The organism is Mesorhizobium sp. 1M-11, assembly GCF_001303895.1.
Taxonomy (GTDB): domain Bacteria; phylum Pseudomonadota; class Alphaproteobacteria; order Rhizobiales; family Rhizobiaceae; genus Mesorhizobium.
Genome location: NZ_LJSD01000051.1, coordinates 352,178 through 375,537, shown reverse-complemented (window position 1 = coordinate 375,537; position 23,360 = coordinate 352,178). Strand labels below are relative to the sequence as shown.

General features: G+C 61.9%; 21 protein-coding genes. 4 read left to right on the top strand and 17 right to left on the bottom strand.

What is annotated here, in order from left to right; translation table 11 throughout:
• Nucleotides 1-115 precede the first annotated feature (115 nt).
• The 10 genes from AO692_RS22570 to AO692_RS33900 form a co-directional block, all read right to left on the bottom strand.
• Nucleotides 116-820, bottom strand: a complete 705-nt coding sequence (locus AO692_RS22570; RefSeq protein WP_054312279.1) for a hypothetical protein — start codon at nucleotides 818-820, stop codon at nucleotides 116-118.
• 2 nt (nucleotides 821-822) lie between these two features.
• Nucleotides 823-1,593, bottom strand: a complete 771-nt coding sequence (locus AO692_RS22565) for a hypothetical protein (RefSeq protein WP_054312278.1) — start codon at nucleotides 1,591-1,593, stop codon at nucleotides 823-825.
• A 204-nt stretch (nucleotides 1,594-1,797) separates the two neighbouring features.
• Nucleotides 1,798-2,067, bottom strand: coding sequence for a hypothetical protein (locus AO692_RS22560; RefSeq protein WP_054312277.1), 270 nt, complete (start codon nucleotides 2,065-2,067; stop codon nucleotides 1,798-1,800).
• A 139-nt stretch (nucleotides 2,068-2,206) separates the two neighbouring features.
• Nucleotides 2,207-3,172, bottom strand: a complete 966-nt coding sequence (locus AO692_RS22555; RefSeq protein WP_054312438.1) for a phage major capsid protein — start codon at nucleotides 3,170-3,172, stop codon at nucleotides 2,207-2,209.
• A gap of 5 nt (nucleotides 3,173-3,177) precedes the next feature.
• Nucleotides 3,178-4,239 (bottom strand): hypothetical protein, encoded by a 1,062-nt coding sequence (locus tag AO692_RS22550; protein WP_054312276.1) that lies wholly within the window; start codon nucleotides 4,237-4,239, stop codon nucleotides 3,178-3,180.
• Complete coding sequence (locus AO692_RS22545; protein WP_152979933.1) at nucleotides 4,236-4,523, bottom strand: hypothetical protein; 288 nt, start codon at nucleotides 4,521-4,523, stop codon at nucleotides 4,236-4,238. Before AO692_RS22545 ends, AO692_RS22550 begins: the two co-directional genes overlap by 4 nt.
• Nucleotides 4,524-4,929: 406 nt before the next feature.
• Nucleotides 4,930-7,176: a hypothetical protein gene (locus AO692_RS22540; RefSeq protein WP_054312275.1), complete on the bottom strand. Its 2,247-nt coding sequence runs from the start codon at nucleotides 7,174-7,176 to the stop codon at nucleotides 4,930-4,932.
• A gap of 693 nt (nucleotides 7,177-7,869) precedes the next feature.
• Nucleotides 7,870-9,285, bottom strand: coding sequence for a hypothetical protein (locus AO692_RS22530; protein WP_054312273.1), 1,416 nt, complete (start codon nucleotides 9,283-9,285; stop codon nucleotides 7,870-7,872).
• Nucleotides 9,260-9,712, bottom strand: coding sequence for a hypothetical protein (locus tag AO692_RS22525; RefSeq protein WP_054312436.1), 453 nt, complete (start codon nucleotides 9,710-9,712; stop codon nucleotides 9,260-9,262). Before AO692_RS22525 ends, AO692_RS22530 begins: the two co-directional genes overlap by 26 nt.
• A gap of 38 nt (nucleotides 9,713-9,750) precedes the next feature.
• Complete coding sequence (locus tag AO692_RS33900) at nucleotides 9,751-9,873, bottom strand: hypothetical protein (RefSeq protein WP_280138653.1); 123 nt, start codon at nucleotides 9,871-9,873, stop codon at nucleotides 9,751-9,753.
• A 304-nt stretch (nucleotides 9,874-10,177) separates the two neighbouring features.
• On the opposite strand from AO692_RS33900, the gene AO692_RS22520 reads away from it, so the two are divergent.
• On the top strand, nucleotides 10,178-11,320 hold the full coding sequence (locus AO692_RS22520; protein ID WP_054312272.1) for a hypothetical protein: 1,143 nt from the start codon (nucleotides 10,178-10,180) through the stop codon (nucleotides 11,318-11,320).
• Here the strand turns inward: AO692_RS22520 and AO692_RS32900 are convergent.
• Nucleotides 11,317-11,889 (bottom strand): sce7726 family protein, encoded by a 573-nt coding sequence (locus tag AO692_RS32900; protein ID WP_152979932.1) that lies wholly within the window; start codon nucleotides 11,887-11,889, stop codon nucleotides 11,317-11,319. The genes AO692_RS22520 and AO692_RS32900 overlap by 4 nt on opposite strands.
• 550 nt (nucleotides 11,890-12,439) lie before the next feature.
• On the opposite strand from AO692_RS32900, the gene AO692_RS22510 reads away from it, so the two are divergent.
• Together AO692_RS22510 and AO692_RS32385 are read left to right on the top strand one after the other, a co-directional pair.
• The gene (locus AO692_RS22510) at nucleotides 12,440-13,129 is read left to right on the top strand and encodes a hypothetical protein (RefSeq protein WP_054312270.1); all 690 of its coding nucleotides are present in this window, start codon (nucleotides 12,440-12,442) and stop codon (nucleotides 13,127-13,129) included.
• Nucleotides 13,130-13,290: 161 nt separating this feature from the next.
• Nucleotides 13,291-14,238 (top strand): HAMP domain-containing sensor histidine kinase, encoded by a 948-nt coding sequence (locus AO692_RS32385; protein WP_161808114.1) that lies wholly within the window; start codon nucleotides 13,291-13,293, stop codon nucleotides 14,236-14,238.
• 229 nt (nucleotides 14,239-14,467) lie between these two features.
• Here AO692_RS32385 and AO692_RS22505 read toward each other — a convergent pair whose 3' ends face one another.
• The 6 genes from AO692_RS22505 to AO692_RS22480 all read right to left on the bottom strand — a co-directional run bounded on the left by AO692_RS22505 (nucleotide 14,468) and on the right by AO692_RS22480 (nucleotide 22,362).
• Nucleotides 14,468-15,334, bottom strand: a complete 867-nt coding sequence (locus tag AO692_RS22505; RefSeq protein ID WP_054312269.1) for a methyltransferase domain-containing protein — start codon at nucleotides 15,332-15,334, stop codon at nucleotides 14,468-14,470.
• 466 nt (nucleotides 15,335-15,800) lie between these two features.
• Nucleotides 15,801-16,580, bottom strand: coding sequence for an ABC transporter ATP-binding protein (locus tag AO692_RS22500; RefSeq protein ID WP_054312268.1), 780 nt, complete (start codon nucleotides 16,578-16,580; stop codon nucleotides 15,801-15,803).
• Between the two features lies 1 nt (nucleotide 16,581).
• Nucleotides 16,582-17,352, bottom strand: coding sequence for an ABC transporter permease (locus AO692_RS22495; RefSeq protein WP_244483447.1), 771 nt, complete (start codon nucleotides 17,350-17,352; stop codon nucleotides 16,582-16,584).
• 73 nt (nucleotides 17,353-17,425) lie between these two features.
• Nucleotides 17,426-18,754 carry a histidinol dehydrogenase gene (hisD, locus tag AO692_RS22490; protein ID WP_054312266.1) on the bottom strand — a complete coding sequence of 443 codons (1,329 nt, stop codon included), beginning with the start codon at nucleotides 18,752-18,754 and terminating at the stop codon, nucleotides 17,426-17,428.
• 529 nt (nucleotides 18,755-19,283) lie between these two features.
• On the bottom strand, nucleotides 19,284-20,288 hold the full coding sequence (locus AO692_RS22485; RefSeq protein ID WP_054312435.1) for an ABC transporter substrate-binding protein: 1,005 nt from the start codon (nucleotides 20,286-20,288) through the stop codon (nucleotides 19,284-19,286).
• 31 nt (nucleotides 20,289-20,319) lie between these two features.
• A complete protein-coding gene (locus AO692_RS22480) occupies nucleotides 20,320-22,362 on the bottom strand; it encodes a N,N-dimethylformamidase beta subunit family domain-containing protein (RefSeq protein ID WP_054312434.1) in 2,043 nt (680 codons plus the stop codon).
• A 134-nt stretch (nucleotides 22,363-22,496) separates the two neighbouring features.
• Between AO692_RS22480 and AO692_RS22475 the strand changes: the two genes are divergently transcribed.
• On the top strand, nucleotides 22,497-23,303 hold the full coding sequence (locus AO692_RS22475; protein WP_054312265.1) for a helix-turn-helix transcriptional regulator: 807 nt from the start codon (nucleotides 22,497-22,499) through the stop codon (nucleotides 23,301-23,303).
• Nucleotides 23,304-23,360: the final 57 nt, after the last annotated feature.

Here is a 23,360-nt window from a genome sequence, read left to right as displayed (position 1 = left end):
CCTCGTCATCCTCGACCGCGTGAGGGAGCGGAGCGACCGGAGCGTGTCGGGGATCCATTCCGGAACGGTGGTGACGCCAGAACCGGTTCAGACCGGGGTACGCAATACAGCCACGCTACCCCGTCACCGTGCCCGGCCACACCGTACGGCCGCGCGAGTTCCCGGCCACATTGCCCGAAAGCACCGGTTTCGAGCCGCCGTCGCTGTCGCTTGCCTGGTCGAAGGCGATTTCGTAGTCGGCGAGTTCCGCCGCGAAGTCTTGCGCCTGCAGCTGCTTCCACAGTGAGATGATCGCCAGCCGCAGCAGGCGCTCGTCGAGCAGGAATGTATCTTCGTCCGCCGTGAAGGCGGCTTTCAGCGTTCCGTCGCTTGCCCGCACGATCTGGCTGGAGATGTAGAAGAACTTGGCCTTTTCCCCCGATATCATCACCGGCTGGATGTGCATCTGCCCGCCATGCATCGTCCATGCGCCGAAGAGCGGCGCGACCGTCGTGAACTCGAACGACAGCCAGTCGTCGCTGTCGACGATGTGGGTCATGTCCCAGCGATAGCGCGAGGACCACAGGCTCGTCCTCTTCAGCATGCGCGAAAAGTTCGCCGGCAAATCGAAGCTTTCGGCGGTGTCGTTGCCGGAGATCTCGGCGACCTTGCGCAGCACCTGCCAGTCGAAGCCGCCTGCGATCTGCCGGGCGGCCTCATTGGCCAGCAGCTGCAGCTGCTGCCACGTCCGGGAAGTGCCTGCGGACGTGGAGAAGAAAGCCGGCGGGATAGCCTCGCCCACGGCCACGCAAACCTGCCTCAGAACATCGCCGATCGCCATGGTCAGGCAGCCTCTGCGAGAGCCGCGCGCAGCTTCGGCGCTGCCCAGCGCTTGTCATAGGCGATGCCGCGCGCATCGAGCTCGGCGCGCAGGCTGGCCAGCTCCTCGCTCGCCGGCGGCTCGGTCGTCGCGGCCGGCCGGGCGCGGCCGTCCAGCAGCTTTTCCAGTTCCACCAGGCGCTCCTTCAGGTCGCTGATCTCCTCGTCCTTCTTGGCTTCGCGCTCGGCCATGGCGGACGAGTCGAGATTGCCCAGGAACACGGCCGCCTGCTTGATCAGGTCGCGCATGTTGGGCAGCGGCACGCGTCCGATCTGCGTCTCGGCGAGATCGCGGATCTCCTCGACCGACTGGATGCCGACCTGCCGCAAGATCCTGACCTGCTCTTCGTTGAGCGCCGGCCATGCCGTCAGCGGCGTGCCCGAGGCAGGCAACTCCTTGCCGGCCTTCCAGGCTTCGTAGGCGGGCCGGATCTTCTCCCAGCGCGCGGTCATGAAGGCGAGCTTGGTGCCGTCGAGGTCGTCGCCATGGCGGTCGGGATCGGGAATGAGATGCTTGACGCGCTCCACCGTGTGCGTGCCCAGCGGGCTGTGGCCGGGCGCATAGATCGCCCAGTCGACCTCCTGCGGCTCGATCACGCGCTTGCCGGCCTCGTTCAGCAGAAAGCCCTGCGCATCCGCCTTGTCCTTGAGCGGATCGGTGCCGCGCACCGGCAGTTTTTCGTATGTGGTCCTGAAACCGATCAGTCGAATGACCGGCTTGTCGTTCTCAGCCATGATGGCCTCCTTTTGGAAGGTGAGCGGATGTGGGGCGGGGCCCTTAGGCCCGCCCCGTCCGGAGCGAGCCGCGAAGCGGCGGCAGCGTGAGATACGGTCGAAGACCGCGAGCACGACCGTGCGCCGCGCCCTACGGCGCGCCCCGTCCGGAGCGAGCCGCGAAGCGGCGACAGCGTGAGGACAATCTAAATACGTGAGGACAATCTAGACCACGGTCTTCCTGAACCAGGCGCGGTCACCCGTGACGAGCGCCGCGTTGGTGTTGGTCCAGGCCCCGGCGCCGGTGGCGACCGTCATCGCCGGTTCGGTCAGGATCACGGTCGCAGCATTGGCGACTGCGTCGGTGGCCTTTGCCAGGACGTAGTCGTGGCCGTCATTGCCGGTCACGACGGTACCCAGCGCAACGGCATCCTCGCCCGCCTTGATCACCTCGCCGAGACGCAGCCCGACGATCGGGGTAACGGAATAAACCATCTCGTTCTCCTTGTTTTTTGCAACTTTAGGGATCTGTTACCAACGGTCATTTTGACCGTTGGAGCGCGCGACCGCGCGCCGCGCCCGTTGGCGCGTGAGCCAAGCGGCCCGGATGGGCCGCGCCCGGCGTTTGAGGGAACTAACTCACATCGAGCAGCACGCCCTGCAGCGAACGGTTCGAGCAGGCGACATTGCCCATCCAGTAATAGGGGATGACCACGGCGTCCTGGTTGACGGGTTTCTTCTCCTCGTCCTGCGACCACTGCGCTTCCTTGTGCTGGAAGATGTAGAGGTAGTCGGTGTTGAGGAAGTTGGCCCGCTCCGCATTGGTGGCGAAGTTGGTGTTGTCGTCGAAGATCACGTCGGCGGTCTTGTACTTGTAGGACAGGAAGCCGGTCTGGGCGAGGTCGGCATCCTGGTAACGCTGGAACTGCTGCTGCGAGGCTTCGTAGACGGAGAACAGGTCGTGGCTGAACGTGATCAGGTCCGGCGTGTCGGTGCCGCGCGTCAGCGCCATCCACAGCCGGTTCATTTCACCCAGGATCGTGTCCTTGGTGTAGGCGTCCGTGCCGGGGATCTCGCGGAACTTGTTGCGCCAGAACGGCCACAGCGAACTGTCGATGCCGCCGACCGTGCCCTGGCCGTTCGACTGGATGATGTTGGCGAGACCGGCGATCTGGTTCGGCAGCGAGCCGTCCGAATAGAGGTCGATCGAGAAGTTGTTCGCCGCGGTGTGCAGGGCGTTCTTCTTCTTGGTCTTCACCAGGTTGATCATCGCCGACTTGCCGGAATTCTGGCGCAGTTCCCGGCCGCTCGACACGACATGCAGCGCGATCTGCGCCCAGTCGTATTTCGCCGACGTCACCACGTCCGAGGCGTTGGTGTTCAGCGTCTCGTATCCGCCATAGCGCTGGTAGGTGCCGTTTTCGCCATATTCGAGCGGAACCTGGATTTCAGTGCCGCCGTCGAGATTGCGGATATTGCCCTTCTTCTTGAGGCGGGCGAGCAAGGCATTGTTCTTGCTCACATTGTCCGCAACCTCGGTTGCGGCGTTACGCAGCGTGGTCGAAACCATCTGCGTGAACACAGTGGATGGTCCTGCCATCTTGATCACCTTGAGTTCTGAGCTTCGTCATAGGCCTGGCCGAGCAGTTCGTCTTCGCTGAACTGGCGCGACTGGCCGGTGGAGGTCGAGGTCACGTTGACGGCAGCCGCGCGGCGTGCGTCGGCCATTCTCCTCGGGTCGGCGGCGGCGGCCCTTGCGGCGGCGGCTGCCTTCACCCTGAGATCGGGGTCGGCATTCACGGCCATGTCATAGGCAAGGTCGAACACGGCTTCGTGGGAAGCGGTGTCGCCAAGCCTGGCCCGTGCCTTGTGGATCGCATGCACCATGTCGTCTTCGGCGAGCTCGGAATAGAGCGGCTTGTCCTTGGCCAGGCGGCTCACTTCCTCGTTGGCAGATCGCGCCATGGCGTCTTCCTGCTGGATTTCCCTTATCACCCAGGCAATGTCCGCCGGCGTCATGGCGGGCGGCTGCGGGTCGGCGGGGATGTCGATCTGGCCGCTCAGCGCCGCCGCAAGATGCTGGCGCACGCCGTAGCGGTCGGCAATGTCGATCAGGCCGGCGATGGGGTTCTCGTCGAGCCGGCGCTGGGCGCTGAACAGGAAGTCGACCGCTTCCGCCATCGACGGCGCGGAACCATCCGGCATGGTCCGCCCGGCAAGCAGGTCGGCATTGCGTTCGAAGATCTCGTTGTATTGGCGCATGGCGCCGATCTGCCGGCCCTGTTCCGACATGCGCGTGTGCAGTTCGGCGTCGCGCTGGGCGATCCTCGCCTGCACCTCCGCCGGGATCTTGCCCCACTCGCCTTCCATGCCGCGCCAGTTGGCCGGGAGGGGCACGACCGAGGGCGAGGAAACCTCGGCCGCCCCTCCCGTTCCCTCACCTTCCAGTGGGGAATTCTTGGCCAGTGGGGGATTCCTGGCCGGCGAAGAACCGTCGCGCCGGCCGGCGCTGGTGAGGCCGGCACCGGCGTCTGCCTTGTTGCTCTCGATCTGGTCCCAGACGGCGCCGAGCGCGTCGTCGTCGTTGACGCTCTCGACCGGTGCGGCGCCCGCATCCGAAACGCCCAGATCCGTAACACCCGGGGCTTCGCCATTCACTGTCGTCATCGGTAGTCCTCGCTGACTGTGAGGCCCCGCTTGGCGGCGAAGGCCTTGTTCCTGATTTTCCCGCCGGTCGGCGAAGGCATGTCGCCGGCCTCCACGCAGTTGTTGCGCTTCATGTCCTCGCGGCGCTCATGGCGGGTGCTGATCACCCGGCCATCGATCGGGCTGGCATATTCCGGCATCGGCCTGGCAATGCCGGGTTTGGCCAGCGGCCCTGTCGGTATGTCCATGGGCGCACCGGTGTCGCGGTCGCGAAAGCGACCGTCCCGGAAGACGTAACGTGTCACGGTTGACCCTCTCGGCTTGTCGGTTGGCGGCCGGATCCGGGATCGGTTTCTCCATCACCTGGGCTGCTCCGGTTCGGATTCTTCACCGTTCCGGAATGGATCCCCGACACTCGCCACTCCCTGCGGTCGTTCCGAGGTCGAGGATGACGAGGGTAAGGGCGCTTCGGCCAATCGCGAACGTTGGTGATGACACCGACGTTCGTGGTTGGAACGGGACTATGAGTACTTTAGCCGAGATCCAAATCTGGGCGATGCCAGGTGCCAACGATGACAGTTGACGCTGGCGCTAAATGAAGTCCGTCATCCTCGACCTCGGAGCGAAGCGGAGAGTGTCGGGGATCCATTCCGGAACGGCGACGCAGTCACGGCGGTACAGAACAGCCCGACCACTCAGCGAGAGGCGAGCCTACCCCGCCACCCCGAACTGCTGCATCTGCAACTGCCGCTGCACGGCGGCCAGCTGGCCGTTCTTGATCTGCAGCTCGGCGTTCTTGATCTGCAAATCCAGCGAGGCGTTCTCGCGCTTGATCTGCCGCTCCAGCTCCGCGTTCTGCACCTTGATCTGCTGGTCGAGCTGCGCCGCCTCCTGCTTGCGTTTCTCAGCGACTGCCGCCGCATCGGCCTGGCCACCCGCCTGCGGCTCCCCGTCGCCCTGCTGTACCTTGGCGATCATCTCGTCCAGAACGTCCTCGATTGCCTTGCCGAGGTTGAACAGCCGGGCGAACGATCCGTAGATGGTGATCGCCGCGTTGGCCGGCATCACGCCCTGCTGCACCAACGGGCCGACGGCGGCGAAGAACGCGCTGGAGGCGGTCATGAACTCGGTCGCTTCCTGCTTCTTCCTTGAGACGTCGGCGCGCACCGTGCTGTCGGTCTCGACATCGATGCGGTAGCCGGCGGTGACGCGCTCATGCATCAGCCCGTTCAGCGCCGCCAGGTGCTGCAGCTTCTTCTGCCGCGCCGCCTCGGCCTGGCTCGCCTCCTGCAACGCCGTCTGCTGCGCCTGCGCCATCGCCTGCGGCGGCAGCCCTGCCGGCAGCGGTTTCGGCACTACCGGCGTCAAATCCTGTGCGGTCGGCAAAAGCTGCACATCGGTCATGGTCTGCAGCGTCTCAGGCGAAAACTTCGCCGGGATCACCTCCGCCATCATCACGAACAGGTCGCGCGAGGCGCGCTCAATCATGCGCTGCATCTTGTGGATGCGCAGCGAGCCCCACTGGCTCTTGATCTGCTGCGCGCCATAGGTCTCGGCGGCATTGGAAGCGCCGCGCACGATGTCGGAAATGCCGGTGATCTCGTAGATCGCCTGCTTGGTCTGGTCGCGGGAGCCGTAGAGCTGCGCCAGCACCACGATCAGCCTTTCCACCGGCCAGAACAGCACGGCAGCCTGCAGCCCGCCATTCTTCGCCCACACCTCCGCATCGGCGATCGGCACGAATTCGTTGTCGTCGGCCTCCAGCACCGCCTGTACGTCGGTCGGGCTCACCCCGTACCAGCCCTTCACCTTGAGCTGCCTTGTGATGATGCGGATGCGCTTGGTGGTGGTGTCCAGCTCGTCGGCCAGCTTGCGGTAGATCGAGAACGGATTGACCGGCTCCAGATTGCCGTTGACCTCGATCGGCTGCACCGGCGTCGCCGTCGGGAAGAAGCCGGACCAGCCCAGCGGATCGGCCACCTGTTTCAGCACCTTGCCGTCGCCGGCACTGACAAACAGCACCGTGCGTGATTTCCGGTCCCACACCTCCCACACCTCGTGGTCGGCATCGTCCTTGTCGCCGCTGTCGTCGGCCTGCAGCGACACCCGCGTGTCGTCGGCCTGCAACGCCGCCAGTGCGCCGTCGACGAAGCTGTCGTAGTCGTCGCAGGCGATCGTATGCCGGAACGCTTCCCAGGGCCGCTGGTCCCAGCGCTTGGCCTTGCCATGGCGATAGTCGCGCCAGCTCACCACCTCGAACACGATGCGTTCATTGGCAAGGCGCTCGCCGCCGGCATCGGTGGCGCTTGCGGCACCGCTCCCGGTGGCGTTCGCGGCACCGCTCCCGTTGCCGGCCCCGCCAGCGCTAGCTCCTGCGCCATATCCGCTGGCCAGTGCGGTACCGCCGGCATTGTTTCCGGCGTCATGGTCGCCGCGGTCGGCGTCGTCCACGCCAGCCTCCGCGCCCGCATCGTCGGCCTCGGCAATTTCCCTCAACTCGTCATCGCTCGTCTCGCCGCCGATGAAGTCGCTCATGAAGCGCAGCCGCACGACGCCGCGGCCGGCCAGGAAGCCGTCCTGCGCCATCGCTTCCAGCTCGCTCTGCAGCCGGCTGTCGTCGATCTGCACGGAGATCGCCCGTTCCAGCAATTGCGCGAAGTCGCGCGCCACCGGGTCGTCGGCACCGAAGCGGCGGCGGATATCCGGCGCCGGCGCCGAGTTGATCACCGCCGGCACGATGGTTTCGACATTCGAGAACAGGATGTTGAAATCGAACGGCGCAGTGTCCGAAGAGCCATCGCTCTTCGGCGCAGCCTTGCCGCGATAGACCGCGCTCGCCACCGCCGCATCGTCAAGAAACGTCTTCTCGTCGGCTTCGGCCGCCTTGATGCGCTCCAGCCACTTCCGGCCAGTCTCGCGCAGCGCCGCACCCTTGCCGGCATCGGTCTTCTTCGTCATGTCAGCAGGCTCCTGCGGTGGCGGTGGCTAAGGGAGCGCCGGCGCTTATTCTCCAGCGTTCCGGAATGGATCCCCGACACTCTCCGGTCGCTTCGCTCCCTGCGAGGTCGAGGATGACGAGGGGACGGGCGTCCCGGCCAATCTCCAACGTTGGTGATGACACTAGCGTCGACAATGGCGCCGGCATTCGTGTTCAGCGTCGGCGGAAAATGACAGACGTCATCCTCGACCGCGTAAGCGACCGCAGGGAGCAGCGCGTGTCGGGGATCCATTCCGGAACGCTGAGGAAGGCACAGCGATGCAAGCCACCCGTGAAGCCACTGTCAGCGTCGGCGGGTGCCTCGACACTAACGCCTGCGTTGACGTTCGCGATTGGCGCACGACGCAGCAACCTCGTCATCCTCGACCTCGTGAGCGACCGAAGGGGGCGGTCGGGGATCCATTCCGGAACGCCGACGAAGGCACAGCGGTGCAAGCTACCCGTGAAGCCACTGTCGGCATTGGCGCGGGCGTCGGTGCTGGTGCGAGCGTCTACAGTTGGCGCACCGCATAGCAACCCCGTCATCCTCGACCTCGTGAGGGAGCGAAGCGACCGGAGAGTGTCGGGGATCCATTCCGGAACACTGACGAAGGCGCAGCGGTGCAAACCACGATATGGCGCCACATGCGATATCTGGAGCAAGCACCCCCGCATCACCCACCCATCCTCTTCTTCCGTCGCACCATCGCCTCGACCGCGGCCTTCACGCCGATGTCGGCGCGCACCACACCCGTTGCGGTCACCTCATAGGTCGGCCCGTCCACCTGCCGCTTCGCCACATACGCCGGCGCCACGTCGCGCCAGGCCAGGCCGAGATAGCGGAAGCTCGATCCGATATGTTCGGCCCAGTCCTTCACCGGGCTCTCGACAAAACTTTTCCGATCATCATCCCAGGCACGCCGGTACATCTTCAGCCCGTCGATGCCGTGCTGCATGCGCAGCCCCCGCTCGTCCGGGCCGAGATGGAACTCCGCCAGCTTGATCGTCTCGCGCCCGGCATTGATGCCGTCGGCGACACTGGCCATCGTGACGATCTTCGGCTTGCGCCCATGCGCTTTCAGCGTCTCGACCCGGGTGCGCTTGTCGCCCCAGTTCTTCACCACCGCGTCATGCGGCACGTAGTCGTTGCCGTGATAGCCGCGCGCATCCAGCCATCGGCACCAGTCTTCCAAATCGTCCGTTTCAGGCCGGTGGAAATCGACGATGCGCGGCCGCCCGTCGATCACCTGGAAACACCAGATCGGGTTGTTCGCCGCCTTGCCGAGATCCCAGGCCGTGTGCACCGGCTGGCTCCAGTCCACCGGCACCACGCCGATGCGCCCCTGCACGTCGGCTGCGGCGATCTCCGCGCCCCAATAAGCGCCCACCGTGGCACCTGCAAACGAGCAGAAGAACTCCTGTTCCACCAGAAGGTCGGCGACGGTCTTGCCGAACAGCGCCTCATATTCCGCCCGTTGCGCCTCGATCGCCGCATCGCTGATCGCGCCGGTGTCGCGCGCGGTCAGCACCTGCGTGAACCAGGCCGCATCGTTGCGGAACCGGTCCAGCATCGACTTCAGATGGTTGTTGCCGCGCGGCGTCGAGATGAACGAGGCCCAGCCGCCGTTTTCGGCCAGGATCGGCGCCAGATACGCCCAGGCCATCGGGTTGGCCAGCGCCCATTCCGAAGCGGTGAGGCCGACCGGCGGCGTGCCGATCAGCGCGTTGAAATTGTCGGAGCCCACCACCTGCCAGGTCGATCCGTTCTTGAAGCGGATGAACATGTCGGATTCGCGCGTGTTTTCGCGCAGAGCCTTGGGGAAAGCCTCGTCGATGCGCCGCTTGCCGGTGTTGGGGTTGACGGCGTCCCAGATCGCTTTGCGCGCCTGCGAATATTCCGGCAGCATGTGCCAGTAGGTGCCGACGCGGTTGAACGCGCCGACGGAGTGCATGCGCAGATTGATGTCGTCCTTGCCGGCCCGGCGGTGCCACACCAGCAGCTGCCGGTTGCAGCCATTGAGCCACGATCGCCAGGCAGGCTCCTGATACGCGCGCGGCGTCCATTCATTCGGCAGGTTTATGCGCGGCACGCTGGATCACGTTCACGGTAAGCAGCCCGCCATCGGCATTGGTCAGCGCGACCTTGCTGCCATATTTCTTCGGCTTCAGCCTCTCGGCGATCCATTGCCGCGTGCTCACCCGGAAGGCCGAGCGCTTCAGCGCCTCGCCATTCTCCTTCCAGCCGGTCAGTTCACCGTCGCGGCTGCGCTGCTCCATCCAGTCGTTGGAGCCGTCATCGGCGATGTCCAGCATCTCGTCCACCAGCGCATCCGCCTGGGCATCGCGTGCATGGCCATAGAGCCTGGCGAAGTCCTCGTGTCGCGCCAGCCAGCGTAAAACCGTTACCTTGTCCGGCATGTCCGCATCGCGGCAGATCGAGCGCAGGCTTCGCCCTTCCGCGATCCGGTCGCAGATGATGTCTGCCACTTTCTGTGTGTAGTCGGACGGTCGTGCCATGGTGTCAGCAATCCTGGAAAAGTGGGCGCGCGGCATGGTCAACCGGCAAGCACGGAGAAGCCGGCCACCAGCAGCAGGGTGATGAACACCATGGACCAAAGCAGCACTTCGCCGAACGAGAAGTTCATCGGGCGGCCTTTCAGCGAGACAGCCCGACGCATGAACAGCGAGCTGTGGGGGTGATCAAAGATTAGCCGGCTTTGTAAGGTCGGGGCATAACTTCCCCCTTGTCGGCGGTGAGAACCGACGCTGCTCCGGCAGGTGGCACTAAGGCCCCGCTCATGACGAGCAAATCACCAAATCATTCGCAGTGAAGATAACGCGGCTGGCTGGGTTGGCCTAGGAGCGCTGCGGCCTGCGTTAACAGGAAAAATGCTGGCGTAGCGCTGTAGCGTTAGGTACGTGATCACGTACCGTAACACTGTGATATAATCATGATGACCGATTCTAGCGGAGGGTCATCGGATGCCAAAAATCGATTTCTCGCAGTTCTACTATTTCCCGTGCCTCCAGTGCACCGAAGTTGAGCAGATTGGATACCGGGAGTTAAGTGACGACGACAAGGATGCAATACTGCCAATATTCGAACTTGGGCAGGTCAAATATGAAGCTCCTTTCGAAGACACGATCTCCGCAGTCGCAGCGATAGTCAAAGATCGACCCTTTTTGTTGGACCTTTCGAAGGACCGGGCACCGCCAGCTTTTGTTCCCAAAAACAACCCTGACAAGGCAAAAACGGACAAACTCCAAGCCGCGCAGGACGCTTACAACAAATTCCTGACGTGGGCTCTCGCGACAGGTGACGGTTTCGCAAACTGGAGAGAGTTGGTTAGTAAGTTCCCCAATGCGATTCCGGTGCTACAATTCACTGATCCCGAGACGCAGGGAAAAGCGATTTTGCGCCAAGCGGCCCAACTGTTGAAAGTTGGTGTCGGGCAACTTGCCATCAGGATCACCCAGGAAACGAGCGAAGCGATTTACCCTGTTATCGGGCAGATCGCCGCCGTCCTCGATTCGGCCGCACAACTTTTACTCATCGTCGATTGCGGGCAAGGACGACAACGAATTGCCGAGCGCGCGGAATTTGCGAAATCGGCTATCGCTCGGGTTCTTGAAGAAGTCGGCCCCGCACAAGCGGTTCATCTTTCTGCGGTATGCTTGAACGATTCATATACAAATCCGCAGGATGGCACGCCGAAGCTCTACGAATCATCATCATGGGAATTGTGGAGCCAAGCAAGCGAGACGTTCCCTTTCTTGTACGGCGACTACGGGGCGCACTACCGGATCAAGAAGACAAACACTTATATGCCCGGCGACTGGCGGGCGCAGGTCGTCTATCCGATGGACGAGAAATGGCTAGTCTACCGTCACCCAAATTCCCAGGATGCTAACGGATGGATTGAGGGGTCGAAAGCCATTACGGCCGATCCGAACTATGATGGGAAAAACGATTGTTGGGGTAGTGATCTAGTAGCGCACGCGGCAAAGGGAGATATAGCTGGCGTGTCGTCCGCGCGTTTCTGGCACGGCGCGAAAATCAACATGCATATCCACCGGCAAATCTGGTACGCGCAAGAAGTCATGGGCGGTGGCGGTGAGGGTTAAGCCTGCGCCCTTAGCCGAATAATGTCTCTGGCGTGATCGCAAATTACACGGTGCGATACCGTGTACGCGACGACTTCCACCATAGCGTCTTTCTTTCCTTTCGGAATTGCAGAACTGGCTCGGCTTGCCAGTTCTGCAATTTCGCTCTTGGAAAGCGCGTATAACAGCGCTCGTATGTCTTTGCAGCGGTTCTGTCGAGCTCGACGATGAACGCGAAATTCATCATCAGCCTGATATAGGATAATGCCCCACCAATCGGGAACGCATCGCTCCGTCTTGCAGAGATGCTTTCGCGTGGTCACCACGCTCACGCGGTCGAAGAAACGGGAAAAGGCTGGCACCTGTACACGCAGTCGCTTCAACGTATCGGCGTCGCTCTTGATTTCGAAGCCGGCTAGCTCACCATTTACAACAGCAAGATCGATCCGAGCAGACGGCCGAGGCATTTTTAGTTCTTGAATGACGCCAGTTGAACCGTCATCCGGATGTTGCGCCTTTAGCCATGCCACAAGCGGCCCGCGAATACACGAGTCACGTGTTGCCAGGTTCGACAGGGCGCACTTATCCATAGTTAACGAGAATCTTACCAATTGGTAAAAAAAGCGTCAACCTGCCATTGGGTTTGTCAAATATATAATCGCCAAAAATGCTATCTGTGTTCGTGCCGATCATGGCAACTTGCAACGAACGGCAGCTTTGCGCCGTCATTTCGGCCATTCAAATGAGGCGTTGGCTATCCTAGAAGCAGCCGTCTATCTGCAGCGTTTGGTTGCGGCGCTATGGCAGCGCGCACTTCACGAAACGGTCCGCCGCGTCGCCGAGGAAGATCTGGTTGACGTAGTGCCCCGTCGCCTCGGCATTCGAACGCGCCAACCGAGGCAGTTCCGTCACCGCGCGCTCGACGTCGTCGAGGCCGATAGGGTTTTCCGATTCCGGTGGATGAAGCCGACGTCAAGGCTTTCGATGCAGCTAAAAAGTAAGCACTAATGGGCGCAAACCGCCGCCATGGTCCCAACCCAAACTTACCGGCACTTTCACCGAGGCATTAGATGACCTTCGTTGAAAGAGTTGTATCTTCTGGTAAGGAGGAGAAGGCATCTGTCAATAACGGGGGGTGTTATGTGGCCGAAGTTGCTTAATTCCTATCGCTCAGTTCTTGAGTTGCGAGATTTCGCACGAATTACCAGATCGTCTAAGCCGCAGAAGCAGCTTAGAGCGGCGGCGCGGATCGCCGTCATAGATGACGAAAAATTCCAGGCTTTCTCTAATCTAACCTCTTACGGGTACAATATCACGGAACTTCCTGATCTAAGATCGGTTTCGGAAGTTGAAAATTTTGATATTGTCCTATGTGATCTTATGGGGGTTGGAAATAATTTTGATAAATCGATTGGTGGAGCGAGTATTATCGGAGAAATAAAAAGGAACTATCCTACGAAATTTGTCGTAGCATATAGTGGTGCTCGCGCGAATTCAAATGAATCTGCGGCAGCGAGGGAAGTTGCCGACGAATTCATTAAAAAAGACGCGGATATTAGTAAGTGGGTTGAGCGCCTTGATGAGATCATTCACACCGTGGTTGATCCCTACCAGATGTGGCTGGTAGCCCGCCAGGGGCTCATTGACAACGAGATTGATATTCGAAGGATAATTGAGTTAGAAGACGCCTATGTTCGCTCGATTGCGAATAAAGACAAGGATTTCTCCTATGTTAAAAAGACCCTAGGTAAAATTGACCTCGGAGGAAATGCGAAAGCGATCGTGCAAGGGCTTATTTCATCGGCCATATTTGCATTGGTGTTTTCTTGATGCTTCTGGCTTTTCCTCATATATTTGTCGACGTTCGTGGAAGTCACGAATATCACAACGGAGCTCTTTATTCTTTGCCCCCTGAATTGTGCGATCGTCATCGATTGTCGCGGTATCTCGCAATTAAAGGGACTGGATGGCATAGGACCGAATTTGGCTACATGGCTTTTGTTCAGGACGATGAGCTCGGAAATAAATACATTCTACCGGGACTATATCTGATCGACGTTTCCGCTCCCAACAAGAAATTCCATGGATACAAACCCAATTTTTCCCGAGACCAAGTTGAAGGGTATTTGCGCAGGCATTTAAGTTGGGAAATTGATGTCAGAAAAAAGTCGGAACTTGAACTTACTGCATTAGTTCATGACCTTCGCCATCTTTCAAGTTCTATTTATCATTCAGCAATCGATGCCGAAAAAGCTATATTGGCGAGCGATCGATCAAAGTCATTAGAAGACATAAAAACTGTAATAGCTTCTCAAACCATGCTTAAGGTCAGAATCGACTATTTAGATTTCGCAAATTCTGTTGATAGATTTATTGAGCGTGAGCCAATACCGGTTTACTCTAGAGTAGATAAGGTTATTCGATGCTTTAGAGCTTCCGCTCGCCACAAAAAAATCGAAATTAATCTGAATGGAGAATCATACAGATTGGCTCATGGCCCGAATATACTTGATATTATTCCATATACGCTTATTGAAAACGCGATAAAGTACGCGCCAAGATTTACTCAAATTGTTGTAAATGTTTCTGATGTGGGCGCTTCGACGCATGTCGCTGTAAGCTCAATTGGCCCTAGGCTTGAGGAAGATGAACAGAAGGCAATTTTCCGAAGGGGTTTCCGTGGTGCAAATGCGATTCGGTTCTCAGGCGGGGGCACGGGCTTAGGCCTAGCAGTCGCAAACAGCGTAGTAGAGGTCTTTGGGGGCACGCTATCCGTGCAACAGGAGGCAGTAGTGGAGCGCAAGATCGATGATATCGTCTTTGCGAAAACTTCCTTCGAATTTTCGATTCCTACCTCTGGCGAAGACATCCGGCGAAAGGCCAGATTCAAGCCGCGAACTCGGGGGGGGATTAGACGGCTCGACGTAGCTGCGAAATGACTTCGTCTCTGTGAAGCATATTGTCGGCGAAGGATTGCACGCCTGTATAAGGCCGTGGGCCGAACGGCAGCTTAAATTTGATACTTTGCTATGACTGGACGGTCCGCGTGCGGCCCCAAACCGGAACTTCGCCCCTGACTTTGCGACAGAAATCCCATGGAAAATCAGTGGCGGCGATTTTGCCGCAAACTTTGGATTCTCCACGACGGTATGATTGCGGGACTGTTGCCTAAGCATAGGCTAGGCACCAGCCGGGAGCGCGAACCCAACATCGTTCGGGCGGCATCTCATCAGTGCGGTACAGCCGCGTTACCTTCTGGTGCTCCCCGCCCTCGAATGCCGCCGCAAGCGCTTTTTCCGATTCCGCGTCGCGCATTCCTTCACAGGGGAAGATGGCCACCGGCGAAATCCATTGCGCGTGGAATTCCTCACCCTTGCGCGTCACGAGGAACACCGCTCCTCGAAGATGCATGTTGCTCCAATTGCTGCTGGTGAATCCGAGATCGGTTGTAAGCGGGAGGACCAGCCTTCCGCCATCATTGAGCCGGTCCAGCCAGATATCCGCCGGTCGGGTTGCTCCAGCGTTCACATAGATCACATCGGCTAAATCGAAAGCCACGGAACTGCCGTCCCCCTGAACCACGGAAACGTTCCGATAGGGAATAAGATTTGCTTTCGCCCGTGCGGCAAGCTCCGGTTCGAACTCGATCGCCGTCACCTTGCCAGATGCGCCAACGAGGTTCGCCATGATCGCAGAATAGTAGCCGGCACCAGCGCCAACATGCACGACCTGCTCACCCGCTCGCGGCGCAGCTCGCGAAAGCAGGAAGGCATGAAGTGACGGTTGCCCGTTGTTGATGTGGCGCTCGGGGATGATGCCAACAATTTCATCCGTATAAAGGTAGACCGGATCGGCTGTCGGGGTCGGAACATAAGCTTTCCGCATCCGGAAGATTGGCCACGGACCTGGACTAAGAAAATCCTCTCGCGGCACTTCGGCAAAAGCTGTTTCAACACGCTCATCGACAATTCTAACAGCCGCCGTGATCTGCTTCGCATAAGCTCGACGCACGACCTTCAATTCGTCTGGTGTCATCAATGGATCAACTCCAATGAAGAGTTTCCTGATCCCCAACCCCTGCGGCATGGTTTTCTTCGGAGCAGAATGTCCGGTTTGTGATCGTGTGATCAAGCACAATGAACGTCTTGGAAGCGGCCGAATGGCAGCTATCCGCCGAACTCGCCCTGATAGCTCACGGCCCCAGACGTGCCAGTGAAGTTGATGTTCGCGGTCCAAACGGGGCCGTGAACAGCCACTCTCAGCTCGGTAGCCTGTAGCTCTACCGGAGGAATTCCATGAGTGACGATCGTTTGCCGTGCGCAGACGGTTTCGCGGGTACCGGCGCGCGCATCGCTCCAGGAGGGCAACGTCCGAATTCATGCGATCTGTTCACACCGGTGCGCGGCAAGACGCTGCGCAACCGCATCGTCTTTGGCGCACAAGGCGAATATGGCGGATCCGCCGACCCGCCAGCATGTCGCCTACTATGCCGAGCGCGCCCTCAATGGACCTCGTCGCCGACGATTTCCTCGCGGATGGATCTCAGCACGCGCGCCTGCAGCTCCAGCAGCTCGGGGTCGTGCCCTTCGCCGTTGGCGCGCGGTCGCGCGAATGTGACCGGGATAGTTTCCTTGATGCGCCCGGGGTTGAGGCCCATGACGAAGATGCGGTCGGAGAGATAGACCGCTTCGCTCACATCGTGCGTGACGAAGATCACGGTCAGTCTGTGCTCCTGCCAGATCTGCATCAGCAGTTCCTGCATCTGGCCGCGCGTCAGGGCGTCGAGCGCGCCGAACGGCTCGTCCATCAAAAGGATCTTGGGCCGGTAGGAAAGCGCGCGCGCGATCGCCACGCGCTGCTTCATGCCGCCCGAAAGCTGGCCGGGAAAGCTGTCGGCGAAGCGCGAGAGCTTCACCAGGTCCAGATGCCGGCGGGCGATATCGGTGATCTCCTTCGGATCGTAGCGCGCCTCGCGCAGCGCGAACTCCACGTTTTGCTGCGCCGTCAGCCAGGGCAGCAGCGTGTAGGACTGGAACACCACGCCGCGGTCTATGCCGGGGCCGGAGATGGGCGCGCCGTCGATGAGGACATCGCCGCTGTCGCTCTCCTGGAGCCCGGCGATCGTGGCAAGCAGCGTGCTCTTGCCGCAGCCCGAGGCGCCCACCAGCGAGACGAACTCGTTGTCGGCGACCTCCAGATTGATGTCGGAAAGCACCTTGACCGCGCCGTCGCGGAACGACTTGTTCAGGCCGGAAATGCTGAGTTTGGGATGCGGCGCCATCTCAGGTCCTCTTCTCGTATTTGAAGAATTGCCGGCCGAGGAAGCGCATGATCTGGTCCGTGGCGAGGCCCAGCACACCCAGCACGAGGATATAGCCGATGGCCATGTCGGTCTGCAGGTATCGCTGGGCAACGGTGATGCGATAGCCCAGGCCCGAATTGGCGGCGACGAGCTCGGCCAGCGTCACCCAGGTCCAGGCCCAGCCGAGCGAGATGCGCAGCGTGTCCCAGATCTGCGGCAGGGCGGAAGGCACCACGATGCGCATCAGCACGCGCAGGTCGCTCATGCCGAGCGTCCGGCCGAAGCCGACGAAGTCGGCGGGCACGCGCTTGATGTTGTCCTTGAACATCAGGGTCTGCTGGAAATAGGTGCCGATCCAGATGATCAGGAACTTCTGCACGTCGCTGGTGCCGCTCCACAGGATCGAAAGCGGCACGAAAGCCACGACCGGCATGTAGCGGACGAAATCGAGGATCGGCTCGATCGCCGCCTCCCAGAAGCGGTAGGCGCCGATGAGGATCGCGGTGCCGAGCGCCATCACCGAGGCGATGAGGAAGCCGATGCTGATGCGGTAGATGCTGATGGCGACGTCGTTGCCCAGCGTGCCGTCCCGCGCGAGCTTGATCAGCTTGGCGACCACGGCATACGGGGAGGGCAGGAAGATCGGCTGCACCAGGCCGATCGCCGAAACGATCGTCCAGGCTGCAAGCAGCAGCAGGAAGGCGCAGACGGCGATGGCGACATAGGTTGCTGTCGAAAACTCCGCGCTCATGGAGAACAGGGATTTACGACGGCGGACAGTCCTTGATGGCGGGCTATTCACGGTTGGATCGCTCATGTCTTTGTCACCGAATTGCAGCCGAGGACAGTATGTCGTCCCGGATTTCCGATACGGCGTTCTCGTGCGCCCGGAAGCCTTCATAATGCGCGAATGCCCGGGCGGCCGGCGCCAGGCGTTCGTAGGCGGCGCGTGAGATATAGGCTATCGAGGAGCGTTTCAGGAAATCGAACACCGAAAGCGGGGATGCGGTAGCAGCCCGGCCGCCTGTCGGCAACACATGGCTCGGGCCCAGCACGAAATTCGCGATCGGGATGGCCGAGTGCGGGCCAAGCAGGATTTCGCCGGCATTGCGGATCAGCGGCAGGAGATCGAATGCGCCGGTCGAGAGCACGGCCAGATGCTCGGCGGCATAGTCGTTGACGAAATCGAAGGCGGCTTCGATCGATGGGGCGAGCACGATGCCGCCCTTGTCGCCGCCGAGAACGGCGCGCGAGAAACCAGCCCGGTATTCGCCCATCTTCTCCCAAAGCCCGGGTATCGCGGCGGCCACCGCGCGGGCGACATCGGGGTCGGCCGTCACCAGGAAGGCGGACGAATCCGGTCCGTGCTCGGATTCGACCAGGAGATCCAGCGCAGCGAGTTCCGCCGGCACGGTGTTGTCGGCATAGACGATCAGTTCGCTCGGGCCGGCCGGGCTGCCGGGGTCGATGCGGCTGGACAGCATCTGGCGGGCAGCGCTCAGCCAGGGGCTGCCGGGGCCGACGATCTTGGCGCAGCGCGGCACGGTCTGTGTTCCGAAGGCTGCCGCCGCCACGGCCTGCGCGCCGCCGCACAGGTAGATCTCGTCGATGCCGATGAGCGAGGCGATGAAGCGGGTTGCCGCATCGGCCGTGCCGTCCGGTCCGGGCGGCGTCACGATGACGACGCGGCCGGCGCCGGCCACCTTGGCGGGCACGGCGGTCATGATGGCGCTGGAGGGGAAGAAGCCCTTGCCGCGCGGCACGTAGCAGGCCACCGAGTCGATCGGCGTCCAGCGATCGCCGATCATGGCGCCCCGCGTCTGCTCGGAGAGCCACAGTTCCTCGGGCATCTGCGCCTCGTGGAAGCGCCGCACCTGCTCGACCGAAAGCTTGATCGCGTCGACCAGCCGGGGATCCAGCTCGCTCTCGGCGGCGCCGATCGCTTCCGCCGAAACCTTCAGCGTGGTGAGCGCCACGCCGTCGAAGCGCCGCGCGCAGTCGATCAGCGCGGCATCGCCGTCCTCGCGCACGGCACGGATGATCGGCTCGACATCGCGCATATAGGTCGAGAGGTCTGCTTCGGTGCGCTCCAGCAATGCCGCGCGCCGTGCCGGCGAAAGCTTGCTCAGGTCGTGGATTGCAATGGCGTCCATGGATTCTCTCGATTCTTGTTGCTCGTACGGCCGGCCCGACCGCGTTCTCCCCGCCGGGCGAAGAGGTGGCCGGCGCCGGCTGACCTCTCCCCCCCTTGAGGCAGGGCAATTGCATTTGCCACTCGGCACGACTTGGAGCAGGGTTTGGATCGCCGTGCCTTCTTCCGCGTTCCGGAATGGATCCCCGACACTCTCCACTCCCTTCGGTCGCTCCGAGGTCGAGGATGACGGGCTTCATTTACTGCCGGCGCTCATTGTCACTGTCGGAGCCACGCTTGTGATTTGCGGAGGCGAAAAGGGAACTCCGTCATCCTCGACCTCGCAGGGAGCGAAGCGACTGGAGAGTGTCGGGGATCCATTCCGGAACGCTGAAAAGGATGGCCGCAGCCGAAGCGTAGCCATATGCGATTGCCTTGCCCTTTCAGAAGAAGTCAGCCGGGCGAGGCTGGGTTGATGTCTTTATCCTGCGGGGAGGCGGCTGGCCCGGATCGCCAGGCACCCGACTATCGGGCGCCCAGCCAACCATGGGTCATTTCCCTACCGAAACGTTCGCGTCGACCGCGTTTTCGTAAGGGATCTCCTTCTCGATCATCTTGGCGGCGAGGGCTGCTTTCACGATGCTCGGGTAGGTCTGCGTCTTGAAGACGCCGTTCAGCGCTTCCTGGCTTTCCGCGACCGAGTAGTAGGACACGCCGTCGAAGGCGCTGGCGAGTTCCGACGGCTCGGCTCCGACGCCCTTGGCGATGATGGCGCGGCCTTCTTCGGTGTTGGTGCGGTAGAAATCGAGTGCCTGGTCCCAGCTCTTCAGCAGCGCGCGCACCTGACCGGGCTTGTTCTTGAGCACATCCTCCGGAAGGGTCAGCATGTCGCTGATCAGACCGGGGGCCTCGCCGGCCTCGGCAAGCACCTTGATGCTCTTGTCGGCGTTCAGTGCCGTCGAGATGTAGGGCTCATAGGTGACGGCGGCGCCGACGGTTCCCGAGATGATGGCGGTGCCGGCATTGGCGGCGGGCATCGGCAGTTCGCTGATGTCGGCGATCGTCATGCCGTTCTTCTCGAGGATGTAGTTCAGCAGCAGGTCGCTGGTGGCGCCCTTCTCGAAAGCCACCTGCTTGCCCTTGAGATCGGCCGGCGTCTTGATGTCGTCGCCCTTGACGAGGATCGCGTCCGCCTTGGTCGAGGCGTCCATCAGAAGCACGCCCTTCAGCGGAACGCCGGCCTGCACCTTCACCAGCAGCTGCTGGATGGATTCGTTGTCGCCGTTGACCTGGCCGGAAGCGATCGCCGCGCCCATGTCCTTGTCCTCGACGAAGTTGACGAGCTCGACGTCTTCGAGGCCGTTGGCTTTGAAGAAGCCCTTTTCCTTGGCGATGTACCACATGCCGTAGCCGAGCCAGGGCTGGATCGCCAGCTTGAACACGCCGGGCTCCACGGCCGGATCCTCGGCGAAGGCCGGGCGCGGCGCCGTCAGCGCGCCGACGAGAAGTGCGGCGACCGCGACGGCGCCGAATGTGTATTTGCGGATGGTCTTCATCGTTCTGTCCTTGTTCCCATTGTGGTTGTTGTCATGTCTCGCGCCCGTCATGGGCCGCGCCCAGCCGGTTCAGCAGGTTGCGCGTTATCCGGCCCACGTCGTTCATCCCCTCGGCCGGCAGCGCGCCCAGCCAGGCGACGGAACTGGCCGAAAAGATCATGCCGCCCGAGGCCAGGTGCCGCAGTGTCATCTCTGCGCAGCGCCGCCCCTCGAGCTCCGGCTCGCCGCCTTCGTACCAGCGGGTGGCGTCGTGCACGAAGCTGTCGGGAAAGCCGTCGGCGCGTGCGATCACCATCGTGTCGGGATGGGTGCCGAGATGCGCGTCGGTGGCGTCGACCTCATAGCCGGCGGCAGCGCCGAGCACGATGCCGCTATCCCCGAACGTGTCCTGGCCGACGCCCTCGAACAGCCAGGCGGCGGCAGGCTCGCGGCTTGCCGGCGTGCGGGTGAAGGGCCTGCCTCGGTCGAAACCCATCAGCGAGATCGCCACGCCGGTCAGGCTGAATTCGCCGCGTCCGCTGGCGCGCAGATGCCCGCCCGGCTCGTTGGTGATGGCCAGCGACTGTTCGGCGATCGGGCCGTCCCAGGTGCGGCCGGCTTCCAGCGGCGAACGGCGCAGTTCCATGAGGTCGTCCTTGAAGGCGACCTTGCCGGCGAAGCCGTTTCCGCCGAGATAGGCAATGCTGCCCCCTGCGGCCGCGAAACGCCGCAGCGCGTCCTCGATCTCGACCGACATGTATTCGGGATGGCTGCCGGTCATCACCGCCGCGTAGCCCTCGAGGCCGGCAGGCCCGCGCTCATGCAGCGCATGGTCGGTCGTGAGGTCGAAGGCGATGCCGTTGGCGTGGCAGAACCGCAGGAAGTGCAGGTCGACCGGCAGGTTGTGCGGGCCGCCGCACAGCGGATAATTGTAATCCGGGCGAAGCGTCGCCTTGGGCTTCCTGTAGGAGCAGATCGACACGCCGCTGGCGTCGCTGTGGTAGTCGTAGAGCGAGCGCAGATTGTTATCGATCGCGAACTGCTGGCCGCGGTCCGGGCATTTCCACTCGTAGAGGTGCTCGGGCAGGAATTCATCGGCATAGGCTAGGTAGGTGGCGGTCGGCACCAGGAACAGCAGCCGGTTTCGCGGCGCCGCGGCCACGACGAAGAAGACGATCTGTTCGCTGCCGCGCTCGTGCTCGATCTCGAAGGCGTAGACGCCGGAGGCGGCGTCGCCCGGCAGCTCGGTGCGAAAGCATGCCGGCCAGTCCAGCGGGCCTAGGTCGTCGTCATGGCAATGGATCGCGTCGTAGTGGGAAGGCTCGAGCCGGGGATCGAAGCTCGATCCGTTCCAGCGCGACGAGGTCGTGCAGAAGGTGGGCAGGTTGACCGCTTCGAGTTCCAGCACTGCTGCGCCGGACGATAGCAGCGGCGCCTCGGTCAGGCGCGTCGGAAACGTCCAGGAGACGCTGCCGCACGACAGGCGCAGCGCGACCGAGGCGAACTTGGCGTTGAGCGTCGGACGGTCATGCGCAGCGCCGAACAGCAGGTCCTGTCCCGGTGCTTTCCACGCAGCATCGAATTCGCGATGCAGCTTGAAGGGGGCCAGCAGGTCGCTGCCGGTGATGTCGAGCGCGACGCCGGAGCCGGTCGACGCGATATCGATGCGCAGCCAGTCGCGCGCCGTCAGCGCCTCGCCCGACAGCAGCAGCCTGTCACCCAGGCGGAGGCGCAGGCCGTCATCGGCCAGTGTCAGCGCGAAGCTGTCGGTTTCGACGATGGCGCGCTCACCGTGATTGCGGGTCAGGAAGACCTCGAAGGAGACGCCTTCGACAGGGCCGGCGCTTGCCAGCTGCGCCGCGCCGACGCGCAGGAAGGAGCCGAGATCGATGCTCTCGTGCCCGGGGGCGGCGCCAAGGCGTTCGACGGGCCAATCCGTGGCCCTGGGCTCTGGAACGTCGAGGCGCATGACGCGCACATCCCGCACGGCCGCCGCCGTGGACAGATGCAGCTCGACCGCGCTGCCGGCAGGCGCGTGCCAGGGGGCCGTATAGCCGGCCGCCGCCATGGCATCATGGTTCACTTTCTTCTTCACGCTCGCGGACATCCTCTCCGCGGCGGCTGTTGCGGGCCGCCGAATTCCCGGGTACTGGATATACCCCTGTTTTTTTGATCTAATCTATTAGTACCAAGTTGAAGGGGGTATATACCCCCATCGGGGTATTCTCGGTGACAAAGACGGTCTTCGGCAGTCTGGCGCAAGCGATCGACAGGGTCGGAAGCGACGATTTCTACCCGGCGATGGCTGAATACCTGCGTTCCTGCATGGACTACGACAACATCATCGTCATCGTTTTCGTCGGCACCAACGCGCCCGACATACGCTACAGGAGCGTGCGCGGACCGGACGTGTTCCGCTTTGTCGCCAGGCAATATCTGCCGGGCGCCTATCTTCTCGATCCGGTCTACCACTTCCATCTCACGCGCGGCGCGCCCGGCCTCTATCGCCTGCTCGACATCGCGCCGGACCAGTTCCGCCGCAGCCGCTATTTCAAATGGTATTACGGCCGCATCGGCATCATCGACGAGATATCGGTGCTGTTGCCGGTCGGCGACAACACGACCATCACCGTCTCGCTCGGCAAGGACAGTTCCTCCGACCAGCTTTTCTCGTCGAAGGCGGAAGACCAGCTTCGGCAGCACGAACCCGTCGTGATGTCGCTGCTGCGCGCGCATTTCAGCGCCTCGGAGGTCCACCCGGCCGGCGAGCGCAGGCCGACATCGGTCATCGACAACCTGATCGCTTCCATGAAGAGCCATCATGGCGTCGGGCTGAGCCGACGCCAGGCGGAGGTGGCGCTGCTGATCCTGCAGGGCCACTCTTCCCCTTCGATCGGTCTTCATCTCGGCGTCAGTCCGCAGACGGTGAAGGTCTTCCGCAAGCAGCTCTATGCGCGCTGCGGCATCTCCTCCCAGGCCGAGCTCTTCGCACTGCTGATGCCGCTGCTGGGCAATGACGGCATCGCGCTCGATTGATGCCCCCGATGTTCGAGATTGGCCCGGCGCGCCCATGCCCTCGTCATCCTCGACCTC

Coding starts and splice junctions, on each gene's coding strand:
- AO692_RS22485 (WP_054312435.1), bottom strand. CDS start 20,288: ATGAAGACCATCCGCAAATACACATTCGGCGCCGTCGCGGTCGCCGCA.
- hisD (WP_054312266.1), bottom strand. CDS start 18,754: ATGGACGCCATTGCAATCCACGACCTGAGCAAGCTTTCGCCGGCACGG.
- AO692_RS22565 (WP_054312278.1), bottom strand. CDS start 1,593: ATGGCTGAGAACGACAAGCCGGTCATTCGACTGATCGGTTTCAGGACC.
- AO692_RS22500 (WP_054312268.1), bottom strand. CDS start 16,580: ATGGCGCCGCATCCCAAACTCAGCATTTCCGGCCTGAACAAGTCGTTC.
- AO692_RS22540 (WP_054312275.1), bottom strand. CDS start 7,176: ATGACGAAGAAGACCGATGCCGGCAAGGGTGCGGCGCTGCGCGAGACT.
- AO692_RS22505 (WP_054312269.1), bottom strand. CDS start 15,334: ATGACACCAGACGAATTGAAGGTCGTGCGTCGAGCTTATGCGAAGCAG.
- AO692_RS32385 (WP_161808114.1), top strand. CDS start 13,291: ATGGCTTTTGTTCAGGACGATGAGCTCGGAAATAAATACATTCTACCG.
- AO692_RS22510 (WP_054312270.1), top strand. CDS start 12,440: ATGTGGCCGAAGTTGCTTAATTCCTATCGCTCAGTTCTTGAGTTGCGA.
- AO692_RS33900 (WP_280138653.1), bottom strand. CDS start 9,873: ATGCGTCGGGCTGTCTCGCTGAAAGGCCGCCCGATGAACTTCTCGTTC.
- AO692_RS22560 (WP_054312277.1), bottom strand. CDS start 2,067: ATGGTTTATTCCGTTACCCCGATCGTCGGGCTGCGTCTCGGCGAGGTG.
- AO692_RS22520 (WP_054312272.1), top strand. CDS start 10,178: ATGCCAAAAATCGATTTCTCGCAGTTCTACTATTTCCCGTGCCTCCAG.
- AO692_RS22525 (WP_054312436.1), bottom strand. CDS start 9,712: ATGGCACGACCGTCCGACTACACACAGAAAGTGGCAGACATCATCTGC.
- AO692_RS22495 (WP_244483447.1), bottom strand. CDS start 17,352: ATGAGCGCGGAGTTTTCGACAGCAACCTATGTCGCCATCGCCGTCTGC.
- AO692_RS22570 (WP_054312279.1), bottom strand. CDS start 820: ATGGCGATCGGCGATGTTCTGAGGCAGGTTTGCGTGGCCGTGGGCGAG.
- AO692_RS22550 (WP_054312276.1), bottom strand. CDS start 4,239: ATGACGACAGTGAATGGCGAAGCCCCGGGTGTTACGGATCTGGGCGTT.
- AO692_RS22555 (WP_054312438.1), bottom strand. CDS start 3,172: ATGGCAGGACCATCCACTGTGTTCACGCAGATGGTTTCGACCACGCTG.
- AO692_RS32900 (WP_152979932.1), bottom strand. CDS start 11,889: ATGGATAAGTGCGCCCTGTCGAACCTGGCAACACGTGACTCGTGTATT.